General features: G+C 43.0%; 20 protein-coding genes and 1 tRNA gene. 9 read left to right on the top strand and 12 right to left on the bottom strand.

From position 1 onward, the window contains the following. Window positions 1-2 precede the first annotated feature (2 nt). Window positions 3-4,709 carry a glutamate synthase large subunit gene (gltB, locus tag ACYZ97_RS04665; RefSeq protein ID WP_473300309.1) on the bottom strand — a complete coding sequence of 1,569 codons (4,707 nt, stop codon included), beginning with the start codon at window positions 4,707-4,709 and terminating at the stop codon, window positions 3-5. A gap of 296 nt (window positions 4,710-5,005) precedes the next feature. Here gltB and ACYZ97_RS04670 point away from each other — a divergent pair, with 296 nt between their 5' ends. Further along, on the top strand, window positions 5,006-5,782 hold the full coding sequence (locus tag ACYZ97_RS04670) for a phosphatase PAP2 family protein (RefSeq protein WP_473300310.1): 777 nt from the start codon (window positions 5,006-5,008) through the stop codon (window positions 5,780-5,782). 49 nt (window positions 5,783-5,831) lie between these two features. On the opposite strand, the gene ACYZ97_RS04675 is transcribed toward ACYZ97_RS04670, so the two are convergent. Continuing rightward, entirely contained in the window at window positions 5,832-6,308 is a 477-nt protein-coding gene (locus ACYZ97_RS04675) for an Hsp20 family protein (protein ID WP_473300311.1), read from the bottom strand. A 179-nt stretch (window positions 6,309-6,487) separates the two neighbouring features. Here ACYZ97_RS04675 and ACYZ97_RS04680 point away from each other — a divergent pair, with 179 nt between their 5' ends. Continuing rightward, complete coding sequence (locus ACYZ97_RS04680; protein WP_473300312.1) at window positions 6,488-8,320, top strand: SLC13 family permease; 1,833 nt, start codon at window positions 6,488-6,490, stop codon at window positions 8,318-8,320. A 47-nt stretch (window positions 8,321-8,367) separates the two neighbouring features. Next, window positions 8,368-9,285 (top strand): alpha/beta hydrolase, encoded by a 918-nt coding sequence (locus ACYZ97_RS04685; protein WP_473300313.1) that lies wholly within the window; start codon window positions 8,368-8,370, stop codon window positions 9,283-9,285. Window positions 9,286-9,289: 4 nt separating this feature from the next. Here the strand turns inward: ACYZ97_RS04685 and hisN are convergent, their stop codons facing one another. Then, window positions 9,290-10,012, bottom strand: a complete 723-nt coding sequence (gene hisN, locus ACYZ97_RS04690; protein WP_473300636.1) for a histidinol-phosphatase — start codon at window positions 10,010-10,012, stop codon at window positions 9,290-9,292. A 260-nt stretch (window positions 10,013-10,272) separates the two neighbouring features. Beyond that, window positions 10,273-11,235: an N-formylglutamate amidohydrolase gene (locus ACYZ97_RS04695; RefSeq protein ID WP_473300314.1), complete on the bottom strand. Its 963-nt coding sequence runs from the start codon at window positions 11,233-11,235 to the stop codon at window positions 10,273-10,275. A gap of 118 nt (window positions 11,236-11,353) precedes the next feature. Here ACYZ97_RS04695 and cpdR point away from each other — a divergent pair, with 118 nt between their 5' ends. The 3 genes from cpdR to ACYZ97_RS04710 all read left to right on the top strand — a co-directional run bounded on the left by cpdR (window position 11,354) and on the right by ACYZ97_RS04710 (window position 13,300). Then, window positions 11,354-11,716: a cell cycle two-component system response regulator CpdR gene (gene cpdR, locus ACYZ97_RS04700; RefSeq protein WP_473300315.1), complete on the top strand. Its 363-nt coding sequence runs from the start codon at window positions 11,354-11,356 to the stop codon at window positions 11,714-11,716. A 78-nt stretch (window positions 11,717-11,794) separates the two neighbouring features. Continuing rightward, a tRNA-Val gene (locus ACYZ97_RS04705) sits at window positions 11,795-11,869 on the top strand. Between the two features lie 126 nt (window positions 11,870-11,995). Further along, window positions 11,996-13,300 (top strand): DUF3422 family protein, encoded by a 1,305-nt coding sequence (locus ACYZ97_RS04710; RefSeq protein WP_473300316.1) that lies wholly within the window; start codon window positions 11,996-11,998, stop codon window positions 13,298-13,300. A gap of 39 nt (window positions 13,301-13,339) precedes the next feature. On the opposite strand, the gene ACYZ97_RS04715 is transcribed toward ACYZ97_RS04710, so the two are convergent. Then, window positions 13,340-13,987, bottom strand: a complete 648-nt coding sequence (locus ACYZ97_RS04715; protein ID WP_473300317.1) for a hypothetical protein — start codon at window positions 13,985-13,987, stop codon at window positions 13,340-13,342. A 124-nt stretch (window positions 13,988-14,111) separates the two neighbouring features. Next, window positions 14,112-14,813, bottom strand: a complete 702-nt coding sequence (locus ACYZ97_RS04720) for a YbaY family lipoprotein (protein WP_473300318.1) — start codon at window positions 14,811-14,813, stop codon at window positions 14,112-14,114. Window positions 14,814-15,086: 273 nt separating this feature from the next. Here ACYZ97_RS04720 and ACYZ97_RS04725 point away from each other — a divergent pair, with 273 nt between their 5' ends. Further along, window positions 15,087-15,437 carry a DMT family protein gene (locus tag ACYZ97_RS04725; protein WP_473300319.1) on the top strand — a complete coding sequence of 117 codons (351 nt, stop codon included), beginning with the start codon at window positions 15,087-15,089 and terminating at the stop codon, window positions 15,435-15,437. A gap of 71 nt (window positions 15,438-15,508) precedes the next feature. After that, window positions 15,509-16,723 (top strand): NADP-dependent isocitrate dehydrogenase, encoded by a 1,215-nt coding sequence (locus ACYZ97_RS04730; protein WP_473300320.1) that lies wholly within the window; start codon window positions 15,509-15,511, stop codon window positions 16,721-16,723. Window positions 16,724-16,774: 51 nt separating this feature from the next. On the opposite strand, the gene ACYZ97_RS04735 is transcribed toward ACYZ97_RS04730, so the two are convergent. Then, window positions 16,775-19,297, bottom strand: coding sequence for an ATP-binding protein (locus ACYZ97_RS04735; RefSeq protein ID WP_473300321.1), 2,523 nt, complete (start codon window positions 19,295-19,297; stop codon window positions 16,775-16,777). A gap of 245 nt (window positions 19,298-19,542) precedes the next feature. Between ACYZ97_RS04735 and ACYZ97_RS04740 the strand changes: the two genes are divergently transcribed. After that, window positions 19,543-20,232 (top strand): flagellar biosynthetic protein FliO, encoded by a 690-nt coding sequence (locus ACYZ97_RS04740; protein ID WP_473300322.1) that lies wholly within the window; start codon window positions 19,543-19,545, stop codon window positions 20,230-20,232. A gap of 16 nt (window positions 20,233-20,248) precedes the next feature. On the opposite strand, the gene nusB is transcribed toward ACYZ97_RS04740, so the two are convergent. The 5 genes from nusB to nrdR all read right to left on the bottom strand — a co-directional run bounded on the left by nusB (window position 20,249) and on the right by nrdR (window position 23,447). Then, window positions 20,249-20,737 carry a transcription antitermination factor NusB gene (gene nusB, locus ACYZ97_RS04745; protein ID WP_473300637.1) on the bottom strand — a complete coding sequence of 163 codons (489 nt, stop codon included), beginning with the start codon at window positions 20,735-20,737 and terminating at the stop codon, window positions 20,249-20,251. Window positions 20,738-20,747: 10 nt separating this feature from the next. After that, a complete protein-coding gene (locus tag ACYZ97_RS04750) occupies window positions 20,748-21,191 on the bottom strand; it encodes a 6,7-dimethyl-8-ribityllumazine synthase (protein ID WP_473300323.1) in 444 nt (147 codons plus the stop codon). 68 nt (window positions 21,192-21,259) lie between these two features. Then, complete coding sequence (locus tag ACYZ97_RS04755; protein WP_473300324.1) at window positions 21,260-21,868, bottom strand: riboflavin synthase; 609 nt, start codon at window positions 21,866-21,868, stop codon at window positions 21,260-21,262. After that, window positions 21,853-22,971, bottom strand: a complete 1,119-nt coding sequence (ribD, locus tag ACYZ97_RS04760) for a bifunctional diaminohydroxyphosphoribosylaminopyrimidine deaminase/5-amino-6-(5-phosphoribosylamino)uracil reductase RibD (protein WP_473300325.1) — start codon at window positions 22,969-22,971, stop codon at window positions 21,853-21,855. The genes ACYZ97_RS04755 and ribD overlap by 16 nt, the downstream gene beginning before the upstream one ends. A gap of 2 nt (window positions 22,972-22,973) precedes the next feature. Next, a complete protein-coding gene (gene nrdR, locus ACYZ97_RS04765) occupies window positions 22,974-23,447 on the bottom strand; it encodes a transcriptional regulator NrdR (RefSeq protein WP_473300326.1) in 474 nt (157 codons plus the stop codon). Window positions 23,448-23,471 lie beyond the last annotated feature (24 nt).

Raw genomic sequence — 23,471 nt, forward strand, 5'->3', positions numbered from 1 at the left:
TCCTATTCGGCAGCAGTTCCCATACGCATACGTTCCATTTCTTCCAAGGCTCGCCGATATTCAACAGGCATGACCTTAACAAATTTAGGTCTATATTTATCCCAGTGATCAAGAATTTCCTTGGCACGTAAAGATCCTGTATAATGATGATGATTAGCAATCATTTGTGCCAAGCGCTCTTCATCATGATGGGTCATATTGGCCGAGACATCGACACGGCCTTTATGCATAAGATCACCACCATGGTGATGCAGCTTTTCAAGCATATCATCTTCTTCCGGCACTGGTTCAAGCTCGACCATTGCCATATTACAACGTTGTGCAAAGTCCCCATCCTCATCAAGAACATAAGCAACACCACCTGACATACCAGCGGCAAAGTTACGTCCTGTTTGACCAATAACAACAACAACACCGCCTGTCATATATTCACAACCATGATCACCGACACCTTCAACAACGGCGGCAACACCGGAATTGCGCACGGCGAAGCGTTCACCTGCAACGCCACGGAAATAACATTCACCTTCAATACCACCATAAAGAACGGTATTACCGACAATAATGGAATCTTCAGCAATAAGTTTTGAATCATCAGATGGACGAACGATAATACGGCCTCCGGAAAGTCCTTTTCCAACGTAATCATTACCATCGCCAATTAATTCAAAGGTAATTCCTTTGGCCAGAAAAGCACCAAATGCCTGTCCCGCTGTACCAGTAAATTTAACATTGATTGTATTATCCGGCAGCCCCCGATGACGATAACGCTTGACCAACTCACCCGAAAGCATCGCACCGGTTGAACGATCGACATTGCGTATTGCCGTTGTTATTTCAACCGACTTTTTCTCTTCCAATGCAGGTTTTGCCTGTTCAATGAGCTTTCTATCCAAAACATCATGAATCGGATGATCTTGTATCTGTGTATGATAAATATTTTTACGCTCAGCATCCGGCTTGAAGAATATCTTGCTAAAGTCAAGACCATTGGATTTCCAATGATCAATTACGGGTTGTTTATCGAGAAGATCAGATTGTCCGATAATATCATCCAGCTTTTTGAAACCCATCTCAGCCAAATAAGCACGTACTTCCTCTGCCAAATAAAAGAAGAAATTAATGACATGCTCTGGCGTCCCTTTAAACCGTTTACGTAACACAGGGTCCTGTGTTGCAACACCCACAGGACAGGTATTGAGATGACATTTACGCATCATAACGCAACCTGCGGCGATCAAAGGTGCCGTAGCAAAACCGAATTCATCTGCACCAAGCAATGCGCCAATAATAACATCTCTGCCTGTTCGTAAGCCACCATCAACCTGCAAAGCAATACGTGAACGAAGTCCATTAAGAACCAGAGTTTGCTGAGTTTCAGCAAGCCCCATTTCCCACGGACTTCCGGCATGCTTAAGCGAAGTAAGCGGCGAAGCACCAGTCCCGCCATCATAACCAGAAATTGTAATATGATCAGCACGGGCTTTTGCCACGCCGGCAGCAACCGTACCAACACCAATTTCAGAAACCAGTTTGACGGAAATATCCGCAACCGGATTGACATTTTTTAAATCATAAATCAGCTGAGCCAGATCTTCGATTGAATAGATGTCATGATGCGGCGGCGGGGAAATTAGCCCCACGCCCTGGGTTGAATGGCGCGTTTTAGCAATAGTTGCATCGACTTTATGTCCAGGCAACTGCCCACCCTCGCCCGGCTTCGCGCCTTGTGCAACCTTAATCTGGATTAAATCTGCATTAACAAGATATTCAGCCGTTACACCAAAGCGGCCTGAAGCAACCTGTTTGATCGCAGAACGTTGTGGATTAGCAGTGCCATCAGGAAGCGGATAAAAACGATCCGGCTCTTCGCCACCTTCACCCGTATTAGATTTTCCACCTATATGGTTCATCGCCCGAGCAAGTGTTGTATGTGCTTCTCTGGAAATCGATCCAAAGGACATCGCACCAGTAGAAAAGCGTTTAACGATTTCACTGGCCGGTTCTACTTCAGCAATATCAATCGCTTTTTCACCACGCTCTACGGCTGTGCGGATATGAAACAACCCGCGAATAGTCTTGGCATCAGCAGCCTGCGCATCAATGCGGCGCGAATACTGCGTAAAAATCTCCGGATTACTGGTGCGTACGGCATGTTGAAGATCTGCAACTGCATCAGGCGACCATATATGGGCTTCACCTCTTATACGAAAAGCATATTCACCGCCAACCTCAAGAGAATTAGCCAAAACAGGATCATTACCAAATGCGCTTTTATGGCGCCGAACAGTCTCATCTGCAATCTCGGCAAGACCAACACCTTCAATGGTTGTTCCTGTGCCCGTAAAAAACTTGTCAATGAAAGACTGCTTCAGGCCAACTGCATCAAATATTTGGGCGCCGCAATAGGATTGATAGGTAGAAATGCCCATTTTGGACATAACTTTCAACATGCCTTTGCCAATAGATTTAATATAACGATATACAACCTCATGCTCACTGACTTCGGCAGGAAATTCGCCACGCTTATGCATGTCAATCAATGTATCAAACGCAAGATATGGGTTAATAGCTTCTGCACCATAACCTGCAAGACAACAAAAATGATGAACTTCTCTAGGCTCACCCGTCTCAACAACCAGCCCCACAGAAGTACGCAATCCCTTACGGATCAAGTGATGGTGGACAGCAGCTGTTGCCAATAATGCCGGTATTGGAATACGATCAGGTCCAACCTGACGATCAGACAGAATGATAATGTTATAACCACCATGGACTGCAGCTTCTGCACGTTCACAGAGGCGTTCAAGCGCACCTTCCATACCAGCGGCACCTTCTTGAACCGAATAGGTAATATCAATTGTTTTGGTATCAAAACGATCCTCGGTTTGTCCGATTGCACGAATTTTTTCCAAATCCACATTGGTCAAGATAGGTTGACGTACCTCAAGACGCTTTCGCCGTGATGTACCAACAAGATCAAAAATATTAGGACGCGGCCCAATAAAAGAAACAAGGCTCATAACCAATTCTTCGCGAATCGGATCAATCGGGGGGTTTGTGACTTGTGCAAAGTTCTGTTTGAAATATGTGTAAAGCAAAGTTGAACGTTTGGACATTGCCGAAATCGGCGTATCTGTCCCCATAGAACCAATAGGTTCTTGCCCGGTTGTCGCCATTGGCGACATAATAATTTTTGTATCTTCCTGACTATATCCAAAGCTTTGCTGACGATCAAGAAGCGAGACATCCTTACGCAATGAACGCGGTTCCACGGGAGCGAGCTCTTCCAAGATCAACTGCGTATTTGCCAGCCATTGTTTGTAAGGATGCTTTTGCGCCACTTCATTTTTAATGTCTTCATCAGAAATAATTTTGCCTTGCTGAAGATCAATCAACAACATGCGACCAGGCTGCAAACGCCATTTGCGAACAATATGCTTTTCCTCAACCGGAATAACACCGGATTCAGATGCCATAATAATATAATCGTCATCAGTAACGATATAACGTGCAGGACGAAGACCATTACGATCAAGTGTTGCACCAATTACACGTCCATCAGTAAAAGCAACAGCCGCGGGGCCATCCCATGGCTCCATCAATGCAGCATGATATTCATAAAAAGAGCGACGTTCATCACTCATCAAACCATTTCCTGACCAAGCTTCAGGAATTAGCATCATCATGGCATGCGGAAGCGAGTACCCGCCCTGAAAAAGAAATTCCAAGGCATTATCAAAACAAGCTGTATCCGACTGCCCTTCATAAGAAATCGGCCAGAGCTTTGAAATATCATTCCCAAAAAGCTCTGAATCAACGGACGTTTGACGGGCTGCCATCCAGTTCACATTACCACGTAGCGTATTGATTTCACCGTTATGAGCAACCATCCGATAAGGATGCGCCAATTTCCATGACGGAAATGTATTGGTAGAAAAACGCTGATGAACAAGCGCAATGGCGCTTTCAAAACGTTCATCCTGCAAATCTTTATAATAGGCGCCAACCTGATAGGCGAGGAACATCCCCTTATACACAATGGTTCGCGATGACATGGAAACAATATAGAAACCATTATCCCGCCCACCTGTTTCATGGAAAATACGATTTGAAATTACCTTACGCAGAATGAATAGGCGCCGCTCAAAATCATCATTATTGGTGATATTTTTGCTGCATTTGATAAAAACCTGCAAATGGAACGGTTCTGTTGCAGCGATCGCAGGCGCTTTTGACAGGGATGAGTTGTCAACCGGCACATGACGAAACGCAATAAACTCCTGCCCCTCAGCAAGAATGACCTCTTTAATGATGCGCTCAATATGAGCCCGCATTTCATCATCCTGCGGCATGAAAATATGTCCAACAGCATATTCACCTACAGGAGGAAGCTTAATGCCTGACGCTTCCATTTCTTCACGAAAAAAACGGTCAGGTATCTGAACAAGCAAACCGGCCCCATCCCCCATCAACGGATCCGCGCCCATTGCACCACGATGTTCCATATTCTCAAGCATAAACAGACCATCTTCAATGATCTTATGTGATTTGACATTTTTCATATGGGCAATGAAGCCAACGCCGCAGGCATCATGTTCATTTTTAGGAGAATACAATCCTTGCGCATCTGGAAACCCGAATGGCTTTGCCGTCACGCCACTAACCGCCCTTAAAGAAGGCTTATCTTCTTTAATCCCGATGCCCATTTCTATCTCCTTAGCCAATGCAATCATATAATATGGCCAGACAAGCCATTTTCCGAGCACTCATCGCAAAAACCAAAAGCATAATCAAGGAGAAAAAATAAAAAATAAAACTTAAAAATAAAAAATATTAATTATAAGCAATATTATTTCTTTTTATCGCCACTTAAAGAAACTATATTTTTAACGCTGTCACTCAGTTTCGGCATAAATAAAAGGCAACCGCGACATTATGCGTCCTTAAAAACAACATTTTTTCGTATTATTTTCAAAAGAGTATATCGAATTGGGGTCACTAAATGAAAAACAGATTCATATCCCTTGCTTTAAGCGCTTCTGTCTTTATTGGCATATCAACCATGCCATCACTTGCTGATCATGGTTTCCTGACAAGCCAGGAGATGAATAGTTTCTTTCCGGCCCTTACAGCTCCGCCACTTATAAACAATGAGCGTGATATAAGAGATCGACATATTTTTGAAGAAACAAGAAAGCTGGCAGGAACAGCACGCTGGAAACTTGCACAAGAAGATACGGATTCCAGTGCTGTTTATCTTACCAAAATATACAGTTGTTCATCCCGTAAGAAACTGGGAATGGACACCTCTCCGCTTCTTTTTTCATTGCTGACAAAAGCAATTAACGATGCCAACCATTATATCGATAGAGATAAGAGCCGATTTAAGCGTAATAGACCGTTTGTCAATCTTGAAGGGCAAATTTGCTCATTCCGTTCCGAAGGATTTGACTACCCTTCAGAGGATGCAACACGCGCATGGGTAGGAGCATTGATTATCAGCGACATAGTTCCTGAACGCAAAGCATCTATCTTTAATCGTGCAACAACATATGGAGAAAGCCAAGTTATTTGCGGCACGACAAATGCAAGTGCCGTCGATTCTGCTCCCGACTATGCCTATGAAATCGTGCGCGCTATCAAAAGTTCGCCAAGATTCAAAGCTGAATTTGAAAAAGCAAAAAAAGAGGTCAATGCCTTACCGGCTTTTATCTCCTATGAGGCTTGTGGCGATATCGAAAAAATCAGTCGAATACGCCCTCTCGCCAATATAAAATAAAACGGCCCTCATATGAGGGTCGTTTCTTTATATGAATTATAGGACAAGTTTATTCTGCAGCTTCCATTTCAATAGTTGGCTTGCGCAGTTTTTTAGATGAAGTTCCTGTCTTCACAGTAACTTTGCGCGGCTTCATGTCTTCAGGTATCTCACGCTTAAGCTCTATATGAAGCAACCCGTTTTTCAATTCGGCCCCAACAACCTCGACATGGTCTGCAACTTGAAAACGACGCTCAAATGCTCGCGATGCTATGCCACGATATAGAAAATCGCCTTCATCTTCCTGTTCTGTATGTTTTTCGCCTTTAACCAACAATTGATTGCGTCTTGCTTCAATATCAAGTTCACTTTCATCAAAGCCGGCAACAGCCATCGATATCCGATATGAGTTTTCACTCAGGCGTTCAATATTATAAGGCGGATATGACGGAATATTATCTGGCTGCCCTGCCGTATCAAATAAATTAAAAAGACGGTCAAAACCAACAGTTGAACGATAAAGTGGTGAAAAATCTAAATTACGCATTTTATGCCCTCCTTTAGAGCGACTAAAAATTTTGATATTTTTGTACCCCCTCTTACGGCAGATACAAATACCAGCAACCCCATTCTGGCAGCTGCATAATAAATCTGGTATCTCCCCAAACAGGTTTCAAGATTTTCTTTATTTTTTTGTGACAATAAAACGAAAAATAGGATTCAAACATGAATGATGAGCTTATTATCGTTTTAACGCTACTTGCGGCCGCCGTTATTATGTTTGCCCTTAATAAGCCACGTATGGATGCAGTTGCGCTTATCATGATTTGTCTTCTGCCACTAACCGGCGTCATTACAATGCATGATGCACTTTCCGGTTTTTCAGATCCTGCTGTCATTTTGATTGCATTGCTTTTTGTCATCGGTGAATGCCTAACCCGAACAGGTATTGTTCAAAGACTGGGAGATTGGCTGATCCAACATGCTGCAACAAGTGAAAAACAGCTTGTTATTCTTTTAATGCTCACTGTTGCAGCCATTGGTGCTTTTATGAGTTCTACCGGTGTCGTTGCCATATTTATTCCAGTTGTGCTTCGAATTGCCAAGCGCACCAATTACAATATATCTCACCTTATGATGCCTTTGGCATATGCCGCTCTGCTCTCAGGTATGCTTACTCTGGTTGCCACACCACCAAACCTTATAGTCCACAGTGAACTCATCCGTAACGGGCTTCCTGGCTTCTCCTTCTTTTCATTTACAACGCTTGGAGTGCCGCTCTTGGTTCTGGCTATTATCTATATGCTTGTAATCAGAAGGTTCATTTCAAACAAAACAAATGAAACCACTCAGCATAATCGTCCACATATCGCCGACTGGGTTAAAGAATACCATCTTGAACGTCATGAAGCCCGCATACGTATTCTTAAAGACTCTCCTCTTGAAAACAAAAGCCTCTGTGATCTGGATCTGCGTCAAACAAGCGGCATCAATATTCTTGCAATTGAGCGTCCCTCGCCTCTTACACGAAAATTATTAACCCCACGTCCAAACACCACCCTTAAAGTCGGTGACATTCTGCTACTTGATATTATTAATATGCCTGAAGCCGAAACAATCAGCAATCTTTGCAAGACATACAAGCTAAAACAGCTCCCATTATCAGGACGCTATTTATCTGATATATCACAGCATATCGGCATTGCCCAAGCCATGATACCGGCAGCTTCTCCACTCATTGGCCACTCCCCTTTAGAAATACGTTTTCGCAATCGTTATGACCTAACCGTTATAGGCCTCAAACGTGGTGAGCATGCGGTTGTTGAACGTCTTGCAGATTATAAGTTTGCCATGGGTGATACTATTTTACTGATTGGCCCATGGCGCGCTATTCGACGCCAGACAATTTCCATGCAAGAACTGATCATGCTGGACATGCCTGAAGAAATTGATGACGCTGTCATTGCCCCATCACGCGCACCATATGCCATTATAGGATTGCTACTAATGGTTGCACTCATGATTTCGGGCACTGTCAGCAATGTCATGGCTGCCCTCATTGCCTGTCTATTTTTTGGCGCAACACGATGCATTCATCTTGATGCTGCCTATCGCTCTATTCATTGGCAAAGTCTCATATTGATTATAGGTATGATGCCATTTTCAATTGCATTGCAGAAAACCGGTGGTATCGAGCTGGCTTCTAATCTCGTTTTATCTGTAGCAGGGCAGTCATCCCCGCACATTGTCTTAATCGCCCTTTTCATTGTCACAGCTGTCTTGGGATTGTTTATTTCAAACACTGCAACAGCCGTTCTAATGGCTCCTGTTGCTCTTTCAATTGCCCATAACCTTGGTGCATCACCCTATCCTTTTGCAATGACTGTTGCACTTGCAGCCTCTGCGGCCTTCATGACTCCAGTATCATCACCTGTAAACGCGTTAGTTATGGGGCCCGGGCGTTATCGTTTTATTGATTTTATTAAATTTGGCGTTCCCTTTACAATCATTACAATGATTGTCTGTATAATTTTAATTCCTCTTTGGTTCCCTTTTTAAGCTAATCTCAGTATAAAAAACACATCATTTAACTACAAAGACAGCAAATGAATCAACCGCAAACAAGCCCTACCGAATTGTATATATTCAACCATGAACCCGCTGGCAGCCTTGTCTTGCGGTGCGCCCATTATCGTGTTCCATTTCATCAAGAGCAAGGTACTGTTGTTATTCTACAAGGCTATGGTGAGAAAATTGAAGCCTATCATGAAACCATTTTAAGGCTAGCTGAAAAAAATTTATCCTCCGTCACTTTTGATTGGCTTGGACAAGGCGGATCCTACGATAAAAACATCCCTTATAGCCGTGCAGAACAAATGAATGTCAAAACTGACCTTACCCATTTGCAGCAATTTCTGCGTGATATTGTCTATCCCGATTTTAAACCACCGTTTTTTCTACTCGCCCATGACATGGGGGCTCTTTTAACGCTGGCAGCACAAGACATTATCGGCAACCAATTTGAACGTATACTGCTTACCTCACCTAGTTTTTCCCCTTTTGGGCATCAGGTCAATGGCTTTTATCATAAGTTTTGCCAGTGTGTCAGCGCCTTACAACTCGGACGCCTCTTCAAAGCACGTATGGGAAAAAAGTACCGTATCCACCCTGTCCGTGACCTTGGAGCTCGTCCAAAATCCATATCTGAAACTGCGGAATATGATTCCTTTGAGCCAACAATCAACACAGCAACAACTCTACTGAATTTATCACGACATTGCCTTTATTCGTCTTCAGCAGTGCATGTTCCTTGTCTCATCGTGCAAGCTGGACAAAACAGATCAAGAACAGATGCAATCCAATACTTCCTACAGCGTATAAGACTTCTCGACGCCTTAACTATTATGGGCTCAGATAAAGATATATTATTTGAAGATGAACGCTATCGCACCCAATTCTGGGCTGCATTTGATGCCTTCATTCCTGGTAGCAAAGCCCCCGAGAATGCTTTGAGGCCAATTTAATAGATTATGCAGGATTAAGACACTCGATAATCTGGTTATGTAAATCACGATTGGCACAAGCTATAATATTACCAGCCTTTTCGGCTGGTCCACCACTCCAATTTGTAATAATTCCGCCAGCCTGCTCAATAATCGGAATAAGGGCAGCAATATCATAAATATGCAGCCCAGTTTCAATGACGACATCAATATGCCCTGCCGCCAACATGGCAAAAGCATAACAATCGGCTCCATAACGTACAAGCTCAACCCGCTTTTTTAGTCTATCAAACGTTAAAGCAGATTCTCCTTTGAAGAGTTCAGGTTGTGTTGTGAATAGACGGGCTCTATCAAGCTGCCGACATGTGCTGGTATGTAATATTTCATCGCAATCATTCAGCCGATGCTGCAAAAAGCTGCCTTGTCCTGTTGCATAAAAAATCTCGCCTATATAGGGTTGGATCATGGCACCAGCTATCGCTTTTTGATGATGATAAAGCCCAACCAAGGTTCCCCAAACAGGCATGCCACAAATATACGAACGGGTCCCATCAATAGGATCAATTATCCAACAATACTCTGCACCTTCATTTTGCGTACCAAACTCCTCGCCAGTAATTTGATCATCAGGAAAATGACTGGCAATAAATTGACGTAAAGCATTTTCAGTATTTTTATCCGCTATTGTTACCGGATCAAAACCAATCTTTTCTTTATTATCGACATCCATTGACTTGCGAAAATGCATAAGTGTTTCTTTCGCCGCTACCTTATAGAGCTTTTTAAAGAAATTCTTATCAATAACCCTGTTCACTTTCGCCTCTTTTCCAACTACAAGCTGCCATAACTAATCTACATCAATTATCATTTAAGCAATGAGTTTTTTTTATATTCTATTTTCTGAATTTAATCAGCCAGTCCATTTTCTACGCAGACAGCTTTCTTGCAAGATAAACTGCTACGACCTTTGATATTCTATTCCAAGTTTTTGCCCACAAAAAGTGAATTTCATTCTGCGGCAATGCGACAAGCAAAAAGCTCATCTTCCGGCAAAGACATTAGATCCGCCGAAAAGCGCATAAGATCTCTTTGTAACGAAACAAAATTAGACTTTTTTTCCACCTTGTATTCATCGAGATAAAGCGCTCTGTTTATTTCAATTTGCAAAACATGCCGACCATCTTCAGCTGCTCCATAATGGCTCGTAATATAACCACCCGCATAAGGCCGGTTAAAGACAACAGTATATCCAAGATCACTCAAAAGTTGTGCTGCATATTCAGATAGAGCCATTGAACATGAGCGCCCATGGCAATTACCTAAAATGAAATCAGGTTGCATGGTATTACCGAAAAACTTTAAATTAGAGGGCATGGAATGACAATCGATCATAACAGCCAAAGAAAATTTTTGCTGCAATGCCTGTAAAATAGCCTCAAGCGCCTCATGATATGAAAAATAAAAACGTGATATACGCTCAATCGCCTCATTCAAGCTAGGGTTGACGTTATATATTTCCTGTCCAAAACTAACGACACGAGGCACAGTGCCTAAGCCTGCACTTGCACGTTGTGTCTCGGGCCGTGCGAAATCTGGTAATTCTTCTTTAAACATTGCCCCCTCAAGTTCGAAGGGGCCACGATTGATATCCAAAAAGGCACGTGGAAAATTGGCTTTCAATACAGCTGCCCCTTGCCTGACAACGTCTTCAAAAAGAATATCGACATAAGCATCTTCCGAACTGCGTATTTCACGTGCATCCAAAACACTGCTATCAAGAAAGGAAAGAGGATAATGGCGCCCGGAATGCGGCACATTAAAAAGATAAGGCACCCGAAAATCGGCCGGTTGAAAAAAATCAAATGCAGGTACACCATCAAAGTCAGGGGCAGAGTTTTTTAAATGGGCATTTAAATCAAGCTCTTTACCTGCAAAGACAGAACCCTTTTTGCCGACTAAAGAATTAACCATCTTAACAACTCCAGAAACCTATATGCGCTTTAGCTCTTTTTTTACGAACAATCCATAAGGTAATATAAGAACAAATTTATTCCATTGCCCTCTGGCTTTAACTCTTGTGGACGGACCCATGAAAAGAATTTTGCTTGCTGAAGACGATAATGATATGCGCCGTTTTTTGGCAAAAGCTTTAGAACGCGCAGGTTATACGGTAACCGATTTTGACAATGGCGCAAGCGCCTATCAGCGTTTACAAGAAGAGCCCTTTTCTCTTTTGCTAACAGATATTGTCATGCCTGAAATGGATGGCATTGAACTGGCCCGCCGTGCAACCGAAATTGATCCTGACCTTAAAGTCATGTTTATAACCGGTTTTGCAGCTGTGGCCCTCAATGCCGATGCAAATACTCCACGTGATGCCAAAGTTCTTTCTAAGCCTTTTCACTTGCGCGACCTGGTAAATGAAGTCGAAAAGATGCTGATTGCCGCTTAATTTTTTTTATTTTCCTCCTTTTTGGAAAATGGGCATTGACGTTCGATCTTTGATATGGTGTATGGCACCCCATTGGATGGGCGTGTAGCTCAGCGGGAGAGCACTACATTGACATTGTAGGGGTCACAGGTTCAATCCCTGTCACGCCCACCATTCCTAAGACAGATATAAACAATCAAAAAACTTATTGCTCCCAGAACTATATGTAACAAGGCGTATAGCCCCTAGCGTGATAGCGTGTTATTGCAATAATCATTGTTACATCAAAAGAATAATCCCATGCCAAAAAATAATAAAAATCCAGATCAGTCTCATGCCGTTAATAAAATAATGGGATTCCAATCCAGCCCAATGCGTCCTGCGGCAGTCGGTGAAATCCATGCACGTCCCTACCCACTTCTTCAAGGCCCTATTACACTCATTCAGCTGGCCTTTTTAACTGAAGCCGGAACCAATCAGGATCACGAAGTTCTTTCTGCTCTTTCTCAAAACCTTGGCATAGCACCTCCTTCGCTGAACGCCCGTCATCATTCGATGCCCTGGAATAAAGGGAGTCTGCGCTGGGAAAAACATAGTGAATTTTCGACTTATTTATGGGATGCCCCTGCTAAGTCGGCCAAACAAGGCATCAGTGAGAGTTCCCCCTTCGGAAAAGGTTTTTCAGCTCCCGGACAGGCTATATCCGGCATCCGTTTACAAGTAAAACCTTGGAATAACACAACTGACAAATTTATTTCTGAATTTGATCCGGCAAGCCTATGCTTCTCTCTCGTTGAAAATGGCAAAGCTGCTATTGTTACAGACTTTCGTCAGGATGGTGATGGACTAACCAATATCCTCATTTTAGATAAAGGGCTCTCACAAGCGCGTTTGGGGGCACTTTCTCAACGCTTGATTGAAATTGAGACCTATCGCATACTCGCCATGTTAGGCCTTCCTCTGGCCCAGAGCCTATCTCCCCACATAAGGCAGATGGAAGAAAAACTTGCATCCATAACATCTCAAATGCGTTCTATTGATGAACGTGATAACCGTAAGCTACTGGATGAGCTGACAGACCTTGCAACTGCACTGGAAGCCGATAGCGCAGCCAGCCTTTTCCGCTTTGGTGCAAGCCGTGCTTATGACGGCATTGTAGGTGAACGATTAAAGGCCCTGCATGAAGAACCTGTATCTGGCTATGATACATGGATCGGTTTTCTACAACGCCGTATGGCACCAGCTATGCGTACATGCCGTTCTATTGAAGAACGGCAGTCTGTTTTATCAACGAAGCTAACCCGGGCAACAACATTATTACGAACATGGATTGATGTGGAGCTGGAAGAACAAAACCGGGACTTACTGGCATCTATGGATAAACGCGCAAGAACACAGTTAAGATTACAACAAACTGTAGAGGGCCTATCCGTTGCAGCTGTTTCTTATTATGTCGTTGGATTAATCGGTTACCTCAGTAAAGGCACCCATGCTTTTGGTTGGTCAATCAGTCCTGAGTTTATAACGGCACTAGCTGTTCCTATTGCATTACTCTTGGTATGGTGGCTTGTCCGCCGTATTCGCAAACATCACGAAGAAAAATAAAAAAGCGACCATTAGCCGCTTTAGAAATTTATAAAAAAACTAATAAACAACAGCAAATCTTATAGAACCGATAGATCCTGAAAAAATCTGTTTACCGCTTTGCTCAAGCTGCTGAACATATTTTTCATTAATAGCCGTACGATCAATCATCGACCCACTAATGCTGCCTTGCTTCCAGTCAACACTCTTGCCAATCAGGTTTTCTGCCTCACCCTGATTGTATATCTTAGCGGTGTTATCATTGAGCGCACGGAACAACTTTTCATTACCGGCATAAATGCCACCAGGTTGCACTGAACGACGCACGATGTCCTTCAAGTCTGAATCAGAAATAGTATTAGGCGTATAAACATCAAAAGCACCAGACGGACGACCTTCAAAAGCTTCATACTTTGATGGATCGGCAGCATTTAATGTCCCTTGAAAATATCCTTGATTGAATCCGATAACAGACGAAGTGCCGCCAATGATACTGGTGCTATCAACACCCTTCTCAACCAGTTCCTGAATACGAGAAAGCGCGTCATAAATACGAGGTGTAATAATATCGCGCTCATTCACACTCACGCTTGGCACATTGCGTTCATTATCAAGAATTTTATTGATATTTTCTATCGCGCGTGAACCAGGATTTTGGTAATCATCACGAATACTATTATTTTGAAGTGGTTGAACTGAAACCATCATTCACTCCATAAAAAGGGTATCGACCACCAACGATCCACACCTCGCTCTTGTATATGGTTAATTCTACCCTGTTTTAAGTAAAAAATCAAATCATCAAGTTATCGGAATTATAAAAAAGCCATCCTTACTCAGGCTTCTTTCGTATGAAATGAATTAGTACAGAACCCGTTGAATCAAGAAAGCTTAATTCGTTCTCATCTGCCTTGAATCCTGAAACCTTATCCAGCAGATCAAAAAAAGCTTGCTCCTGCTTCATCAACTTTTCTTCACAGGCCATCTGTGTCGATATTATTGGCAGAAATTCAATTTTCTGACCGGATATCTTAAAGCCACCGTTGAATCGATTGCATCCGGCTATGCCAGCAATATGATCATCTGCAATATTGATACCAAAGGGCGTTGAACCAATAACCTTTTTACCCTTAAGGCGGTCAATTGTCCAATCACCGGAAAGCGCTGCCCTAGAATCGGAATCTGATGAATCCTTAACGCGCTCAAGCATCAAGCGGGGTTCATTTTCATCTTCTTGAAAAACAGGGAAATGTTCTGCGCTCATATAAAGCAACCTCCCTCCGCTCTCAATTTTTGCTTGCAAAATATAGGCTGCCTTAGGCTTAATATTACTGGAATCAAAACGAATTTCAAATTGAATAGGCACCTCAGTTTGTGGCTTGAATTTTGTAACACCTATAGTTTTTGGCGGGATATCTGATCGAGATACATCCAGTAATGAAACTTCAACTATCGAGTCCATCGGTAAAGCCACACGCTCACGATAGAAAACCTCACCCTTGAGGTATAAAGGCGTTGCATAGGCTGATCCCATTAAAACGCCCCAAACAAGAGCGGGTGCAAAAAATCTTATTTTTTTAAGAATCGATAGCATTTAAATTCCTTCCTGCATTTATGTATACCTTAGCATATAAAGCAGATGTAAAATCTGGCACGGTTATTAATAAGCGAAAAGTGATTTTTTATTCATTCACGGCTCATCTATTTTAGCCACCAAAGAGAGTCCTGCGAAAAAATATATTATTATGACCGCGCCTTATGATCAATCTTCCATGGAATATTCATTTTACACAGTCAGGAAAAGCTAATGGGTCTTACATACTATATTGCACCAATTATTTTATTGGTTTTTTCAAACCTTTTCATGACATTGGCATGGTATGGGCATCTTAAATTCACTAACAAACCACTCATTATCGTTATTCTTGTAAGTTGGGGAATCGCTTTTTTTGAATATTGCCTTGCTGTTCCAGCGAACCGAATCGGTCATAATGTCTACAGTGCCGCACAACTCAAGACCATTCAAGAAGTTGTCACACTTCTTATTTTTGCCGGATTTTCAGTCCTCTATCTAGGTGAAAAAATCACATTAAACCATCTTGTTGGTTTCGGCCTGATATGCGGCGGCGCCTATTTTGTTTTTAAAGGACCATTGTAAACCTGTTTGGGCTTTTCATTGATCGTTTTTCGATGCTATACCCAAACCATCAAACAAGGAGAGGAAGTCTTATGGCTAAAATCAAGGTTGCAAATCCCGTTGTTGAGCTCGATGGCGACGAGATGACCCGTATTATCTGGCAATATATCAAAGACAAATTAATTCATCCCTATCTTGATATTGATCTTAAATATTATGATCTTTCGGTTGAAAACCGCGATGCAACCGATGATCAGGTAACGATCGACTCAGCCAATGCGATTAAGAAATATGGCGTGGGCGTTAAATGTGCGACGATCACACCGGATGAAGCACGCGTTGAAGAGTTCAAGCTCAAGAAAATGTGGAAATCCCCTAACGGAACAATCCGCAATATTCTAGGCGGCGTCATTTTCCGTGAACCGATCATCTGTAAAAATGTTCCTCGTCTGGTTCCCGGTTGGACCAAGCCAATCATTGTCGGACGCCATGCTTTCGGTGATCAATATCGTGCAACTGACTTCAAATTCCCCAGCAAAGGCAAATTGTCGATCAAGTTTGTTGGCGATGACGGCAAGGTTATCGAGCATGATGTTTATGATGCTCCTAGTGCAGGCGTTGCCATGGCTATGTATAATCTTGACGATTCCATTCGCGATTTTGCCCGCGCATCGTTTAATTATGGCTTGCAACGCAATGTTCCAGTCTATCTGTCTACAAAGAATACAATTCTAAAAGCGTATGATGGCCGCTTTAAAGATATCTTTCAGGAAATATTCGATAAAGAGTTCAAGGCTGAATTTGACAAGAAGAAGCTGACCTATGAGCATCGTCTGATCGACGATATGGTTGCCTCTGCTCTTAAATGGTCAGGAGGCTATGTCTGGGCTTGTAAAAACTATGATGGCGATGTCCAGTCTGACATTGTTGCGCAGGGCTTTGGTTCACTCGGCCTTATGACATCTGTTCTCATGACGCCTGATGGCCAAACCGTTGAAGCCGAAGCCGCCCATGGCACGGTTACACGTCACTATCGCCAACATCAAAAAGGTGAAGAAACATCGACAAATTCGATCGCTTCTATCTTTGCATGGACCCGTGGCCTGGCCCATCGTTCAAAACTCGATAATAATGCTGAATTGAAGCGTTTTTCTGAAACACTTGAAAAGGTTTGTATCGATACTGTCGAATCTGGCTATATGACAAAGGATCTGGCTTTATTGATCGGCCCTGATCAGAAATGGCTTTCAACAACAGGATTCCTCGACAAGATTGACGAGAATTTGAAAAAAGCGATGAATGCCTAAAACAAAATTTAAAAACCCCGCAAAAGCGGGGTTTTTTATTGCCTTTTTATCCTAATCCTGAGCCAATGTATCTTTGACGGCTTCGGCCAAGGCTTTCAATGAGAACGGTTTAGCTAAAAAACCGAATGTTGCATCATCAGGAAGATTCTTGGCAAAAGCATCTTTTGCAAAACCAGACACAAACATGAATTTAATATCAGGGTAGGTTTTCAACATTTCACGCAACAGAGTTGGACCATCCATTTCAGGCATCACAACATCCGAAACAACAATATCTATTTTGCCCTCATATTCCTGAAGGACTTCCAAAGCTTCCAAACCGGTTGAAGCTTCCAATACGGTATAGCCGCGTGTTTTCAAGGCACGTACGCCGCCCATACGAACAGCATCTTCATCTTCAACCATCAAGACCGTCGCAGATCCGGATAAGTCAGCAGACTTCTTATTCTGTTCTTCAACCATTGCTGACTCTTTTGGCAAAAGCTCAACAGCACTTTGTTCTTTTGCAACAAACCGCGGCAAAAAGATACGGAATGTTGTTCCCTTTCCAAGCTCTGAATCACAATAAACATGACCACCAGATTGCTTGATAATGCCATAAACCATGGAAAGGCCAAGTCCGGTTCCTTTGCCAACCTCTTTAGTTGTAAAGAACGGTTCAAACATCTTGGCCTGTACTTCTTCACTGATTCCAGTGCCTGTATCCGCAATGCTGAGCATGACATAATTATCTGGTACAAAACCATCATATTCAAAACCGCGTGCTGCCTCAGTCGAAATATTCTTCGTTGAAATCGTTATCGATCCTCCATCCGGCATGGCATCACGTGCATTAATACATAAATTCATAATAACACGCTGCAAGGATTCCTGATCAGCTTCAATCGGCCATAAATCGCGGCCATGCGTAATCACAAGCTTGATCTTATTTCCCAAAAGATGACTGACCAATGTGCGAATATCCGATAGTATATCTGTCAAGTCGAGTTTGACTGGCCGCAATGTCTGACGCCGTGAAAAGGCTAACAACTGCTGAACAAGTGACGCAGCACGATTGGCATTATTTTTAATGTTGATAAGATCTGAATAAGCAGGATCAGAACTACGATGGCTACTTAAAAGAAGATCACACGACATAATAATTGCCGTTAAAACATTATTGAAATCGTGTGCAATCCCACCAGCAAGCTGCCCAACGGCTTGCATTTTTTGATTTTGAGCCATTTGTTGCTCAAAGATTTTTTGTTCAGTTGTTTCAATTGCAGTTATAAAAATAAATACTTCTGTTGCATCAGGCGATCTTTTCAAACCACTAAAATGCAAGCGGATATGTTTATCTCCCTCACCTGCTATGCCAACATCAAGAGGTTCAGCAGATTGTTTATCCTGCACCCTTTGGATGGCATTTTTCAGTAAACTGCGTTCTTTATCAATAAGATAGTGATCAAGACATTCACTACTGTTACGTGAATTCTCAGACATATTAACGAGTTTACGAAAAGCCTGGTTCGAGAAATGAATCGTACCATCCAACCGCACACCCGCTAAAGCCACCGGTATGGTTTCACAAAACGCGGCGATATCATCCGTTGAAGTGTCGCTTATTGCCTCAAAAGCAGTTTGCTTCAACAAATATTCCGGCACAATTACAGCCCGGCCTATACCTACTGCATGCTCCGTTTCATTTTTTTCCCCCTGCCAAGACACAAAGACCCAAACAGGCATTACGCCATTGGTTGTCTTTAAATGGAAGACAAAAGGTTCATCAACGTTTTGCTTAAACAGCATATCCCTATTATCTGTCTCTGCAAATAGCTGGGATATCGTATGATCACCAAACTTAAACCCACCAATATCCAGACCGACCCAATCTGCCAAAGTCGCATTGACGTAGGCCAACTGTCCTTCAGTATCATATGAAAAGAAGCCAACAGGCGCACGGTCGAGATGATTGATGGTTTCTTGTAAATTATGAAAAAAGTGGTGCTGATCTGTCTGAACATTATGACCAATCGTAAATTGCCATAATAGTTTTCCCATTTTAGGCTTATCAAGATTATCAAGACAAACTTGCAAATAACAGGACTCACTATCCAATTTTAACCGATCTGCTATTGTTTGTGGTAAAGGCCGGATAATCTCGCTGAAAGACTGTCCGTTTTTGATAGTCATGACTGCCCTATACAACAACTGGCTCAACTGTTTTTCATAGGTAAACAAGGCTTGCGGTCCGACAGGCGATGCGCTGTCAGATAATGAAGAATATGTTTTATTGGCAAGGACAACCGATCCTCGACGGTCCGTCACCACAACAGCACCTTGCAATTGTTCAAAAAGCTTAAATAGCAATGTATCATCGGTTCCAGTGCGTCGCAGCTTAAACATGCCTAAAAGCGCACCAAATACCAAAAAGATAATAATTGCGATTAAAAGTGCCAAAATCAGCATAGCTGGTAAATTATAAAGACCATGACGCATAGATAAAAATCCGATAACGCCAAAACAAGCAATCAAGGCAACAGCCAATAAGCGTAAGGTAATGTCAGCAAGACGTTCTCTCACTTCTATCTTCATAGCTGAAACCACCCATCCTTCATAAGTTGCCTGCCACATCGGCCAAGATTAATCTACAAGCATAAACGATTCCTGCCAAAACATAATCAATACCGATTGAAAAGTAACGACATTCTACAACTTTGCATCGTCTAAAAAAGACGTCAAAAAAAACAAACAGTAATAGCTTTCTTGCCTCTGCTTCTTTATGTTGCCACGTTCAACAGTTAATAAAATGGCTACACAACCGGATATTGGAGTTTCATATGAATGCTTGGCTTGCAAACCAGATCGGACAATCTGCCGCAAATATTATATCTGCGGTTGTTGTACTTTGCATCGTTATAGCCGCCATTTATCTGACAGTACTGGTCTTACGACATATGGGAGGCGGCACTTTTGTTGTGGGCGGAAAAACCCGTACACCTCGCTTATCTGTACGCGATGCCGCCGCTGTTGACCGTACACGCCGCCTCGTTCTGGTGCGCCGTGATAATGTAGAACACCTTATCCTGATTGGCGGCCCAACAGATGTTGTCATCGAACGTAACATTAACATCGATGAATCCCCTGAAAATATTTCCCCGCTTGAGCCTGTAACCGAAAAAACAGATGTCAAAATAGATTCAGAAGCTCTAACGGCTCATTCTTCTACAACACCCTCACCTACCGCCTATACAAAAGCTGTATCCAACCAGCCACAAACACAATATGAGAAAAACACGACATCCTCCGGCCCGGCATTTGATATTGCAGTGCCTCCGACCAGAACATCATCTACAACCGGCGATCTATCCGACGTAACACCTCGTATCGAAGAAATTGCCATGGCAGAAATAGAAGGGCGACAAAAACCAGTCGTTACGGCTCAAGCTACGCCTCGCAATATTTTAGATGATAGCGATTTTGACCGTCTGCTTGAAGATGAAATTGGAAAATCAATCAACCATCGTTGATGCTCTTCAAAGCCAATTAATTTGAACTACGAAAATCCTTGGCTATACGATCAAGAACACCATTCACCAGTTTTGGCTCTTCATCGATAAAAAATGCCTTGGCTATATCGACATATTCATTAATGACAACAGCTGTAGGAACATCCTGACGGTTTTTTAATTCCCACGCGCCGGCACGTAACAAGGCTCGCAAAGTTGAATCAATACGTGATAATGGCCAACTATCAGGAAGACGCTGACGAATGGCTGGATCAAGTGTTTTCTGCTCTTCAACCACACCTGCTAGGATAGCACGAAACCACTGGGGGTCAGCATCAAGATATTGATCACCATCAATATCCTTGCCAAGCCTGAAGCTTTCATATTCTGCGGCCACCTCCATCACACCGCTACCTGACATATCCATCTGGTAGAGGGCTTGGACAGCAGCAAGCCGTGCCACACCACGTTTGTTGGCCACACGCAATTGCGGTTGACTGGCTGAATGATTTTTTTCGCCTTTTATATTAGTCAAATCAGGCTCCGAGTTTCTTTTTTATGGCAATCATGGACAATGCAGCATCGGCAGCAAAACCACCTTTGTCTTTTTCATTCTTTTTCGCACGTGCCCATGCCTGTTTTTCATTTTCAACCGTCAGAATACCATTGCCAATGGCTAAGCGCTTACGAATAGCCAAATCCATCAGGCCTCGGCAGGATTCATTCGAGACAATCTCAAAATGGTAAGTCTCTCCACGAATAACACACCCCAGAGCAACATAACCGTCATAGGTGACTTTCCCTTTTTCAGCCTGTGCAATCACACCAGGTATTTCCAATGCGCCCGGCACGGTAATAACATCATAACTTGCCTTCGCTTTTTTCAATCGCGCAATAGCGCCTTCAAGAAGGGCATCTGATAGATCGTCATAAAAACGTGCCTCGATAATCAGCAAATGTTTTTCATTTTTTCCAGTCATCACACACTCCTTGCTTGCCGTTTCCTCTACGCCTATTTATCCAAAGCTGCAAGCAATTGTAGCCGCTCTTATGGCCTAAATTCCGCCAGCCGCGCTGCATAACGTGCCATAGTATCAATCTCGACATTAACATGATCACCCTTTTGGCGCAGTCCCCATGTCGTTACATCAAGTGTATGACGGATGATCAAAACATCGAATATATCACCATCGACATTATTGACGGTCAAGGATGTACCATCAAGCGCAACAGAACCTTTGGCGGCAACAAATTGTGCCAGATGATCAGGTATCCGGATGCGGAACCGTTTGGCATCCCCTTCATTTTGAACATCAATAATCTCGGCGCAACCATCAACATGACCGGAAACTAAATGCCCTCCCATTTCATCACCAAGTTTTAGCGAACGTTCAAGATTTACACGTCTATTCGCTTTCCACTCTTTTATGGTCGTCAGCCTTAAGGCCTCTTCCCATGCTTCCACTTCAAACCAATTATGGTTTGCTCCCTCTTTGGCGCATTTTACAACTGTCAGACATACACCCGAACAGGCAATCGATGCCCCAATATCGATTGTATCAGGATCATAGTGAGTCACTATCTTTATACGCAAACCTTCATTTAACGGCTCAATTTCTTCAATCTGGCCGACATCAGTTACTATTCCGGTAAACATAAACCTGTTCCTGTCCATTGAGTATAAATATCCTGCCCATAAAGGCGACGCTCTTCTATGTGCATATTTTTAGTCAAACTTTCAATGGAAGGAGCATAAATCAGCTCTCCATCCAACACAGTATTGGATTGGAAAAGCCCCAGCCGATCTATAAACCCCGCTTGTTTGAAAGCTTGTGCTATTTTCGCCCCTCCCTCAACAAGAACAGATGAGATATCTCTTTCCGACAGACGAGAAAGAATAGCACCTAGAAAATCTTCTGATTCTATTTTATCAATGGGAATAACGAAACATCCCGCTTTCTCAAGAGCCTCCACCTTATTGGCGTCGACATGCATATGACAAAATATAATAAGCGGAATTTTATAGGCTGTTTTAACAAGCGCACTATCCAAAGGTATACGTAATTTTCGATCTAATACGACACGTTGGGGAGAGCGTGAGGCCAATCCATCCAACCGGCAGCTCAATAATGGATTATCTACAAGAGCAGTTTCCACGCCAATCAAAATAGCATCATATTCTACACGCATCATCTGGGAACGCATCTGTGACACAGTATTACTAATGGCTACCTTGCCCTGCCCTTTTATACCAATTGCATTTTCCTTTGATAACGCCAGCTTCAACGTGACCCATGGCCGCTGTCGCAACTTAAGGGATAAATATCCCTCCAACCCATTAATGGCCAGCTCTTTAGCTATACTTACATCAACCTGAATGCCTGCACTTTTCAATTTTTCAATGCCACGACCGGAAACACGGCAATCGGGATCACGAAGTGCAATAACAACCCGACCAACTTTCGCCTTGATCAAAGAATCAACACAAGGCGGTGTCTTGCCAATATGAGAGCAAGGTTCCAATGTCACATAAACAGTAGAGCCGATAGCCTTTTCTCCCGCCTCTTCCAATGCCTGAGGTTCGGCATGCGGACGCCCTCCACAAGCTGTAACACCACGTCCGACAATGACCTTAGCAGAACCGATTGTTTGGACAACCAATGCGCCAACAGATGGATTTTCAGCAGTCAAACCAAGATGTTGACGAGCCAAACGGATAGAAGCCGCCATAAATCGGCAGTCATCCTTTTGCAATACCATCCTCAGTCATCCGTTTCAGAATCTATATCATCAGCCAGCTCATCAATAACATTATGAAAATCTTGAGCTGTATTAAAATTACGATAGACAGACGCAAAACGAATATAAGCGATATCATCAATCCCTTTGAGGACTTCCATCACCAAACGACCAATTTCATCCGACTGAACCTCAGGCTCACCCAGACTTTCCAATTGCCGCACAATACCTGAAATCGCCCGCTCTATACGCTCTGGATCAATGTCACGCTTACGAACAGCAACTTCAACAGATTTTGCCAACTTATCACGATCGAAAGGCACGCGCCGCCCGCTTTTTTTAGTAACGGTCAACTCACGCAGTTGAACGCGTTCAAAGGTTGTAAAACGACCGCCACATACCGGACAAACACGACGGCGCCTTATAACTGCACCATCTTCAGCAGGACGAGAATCTTTAACCTGCGTATCTTCTGACTGACAATAGGGGCAGCGCATCCTTATCCTCTTTTCTTATAATCA

The sequence above is a fragment of the Bartonella sp. bp_1 genome (assembly GCF_055808085.1).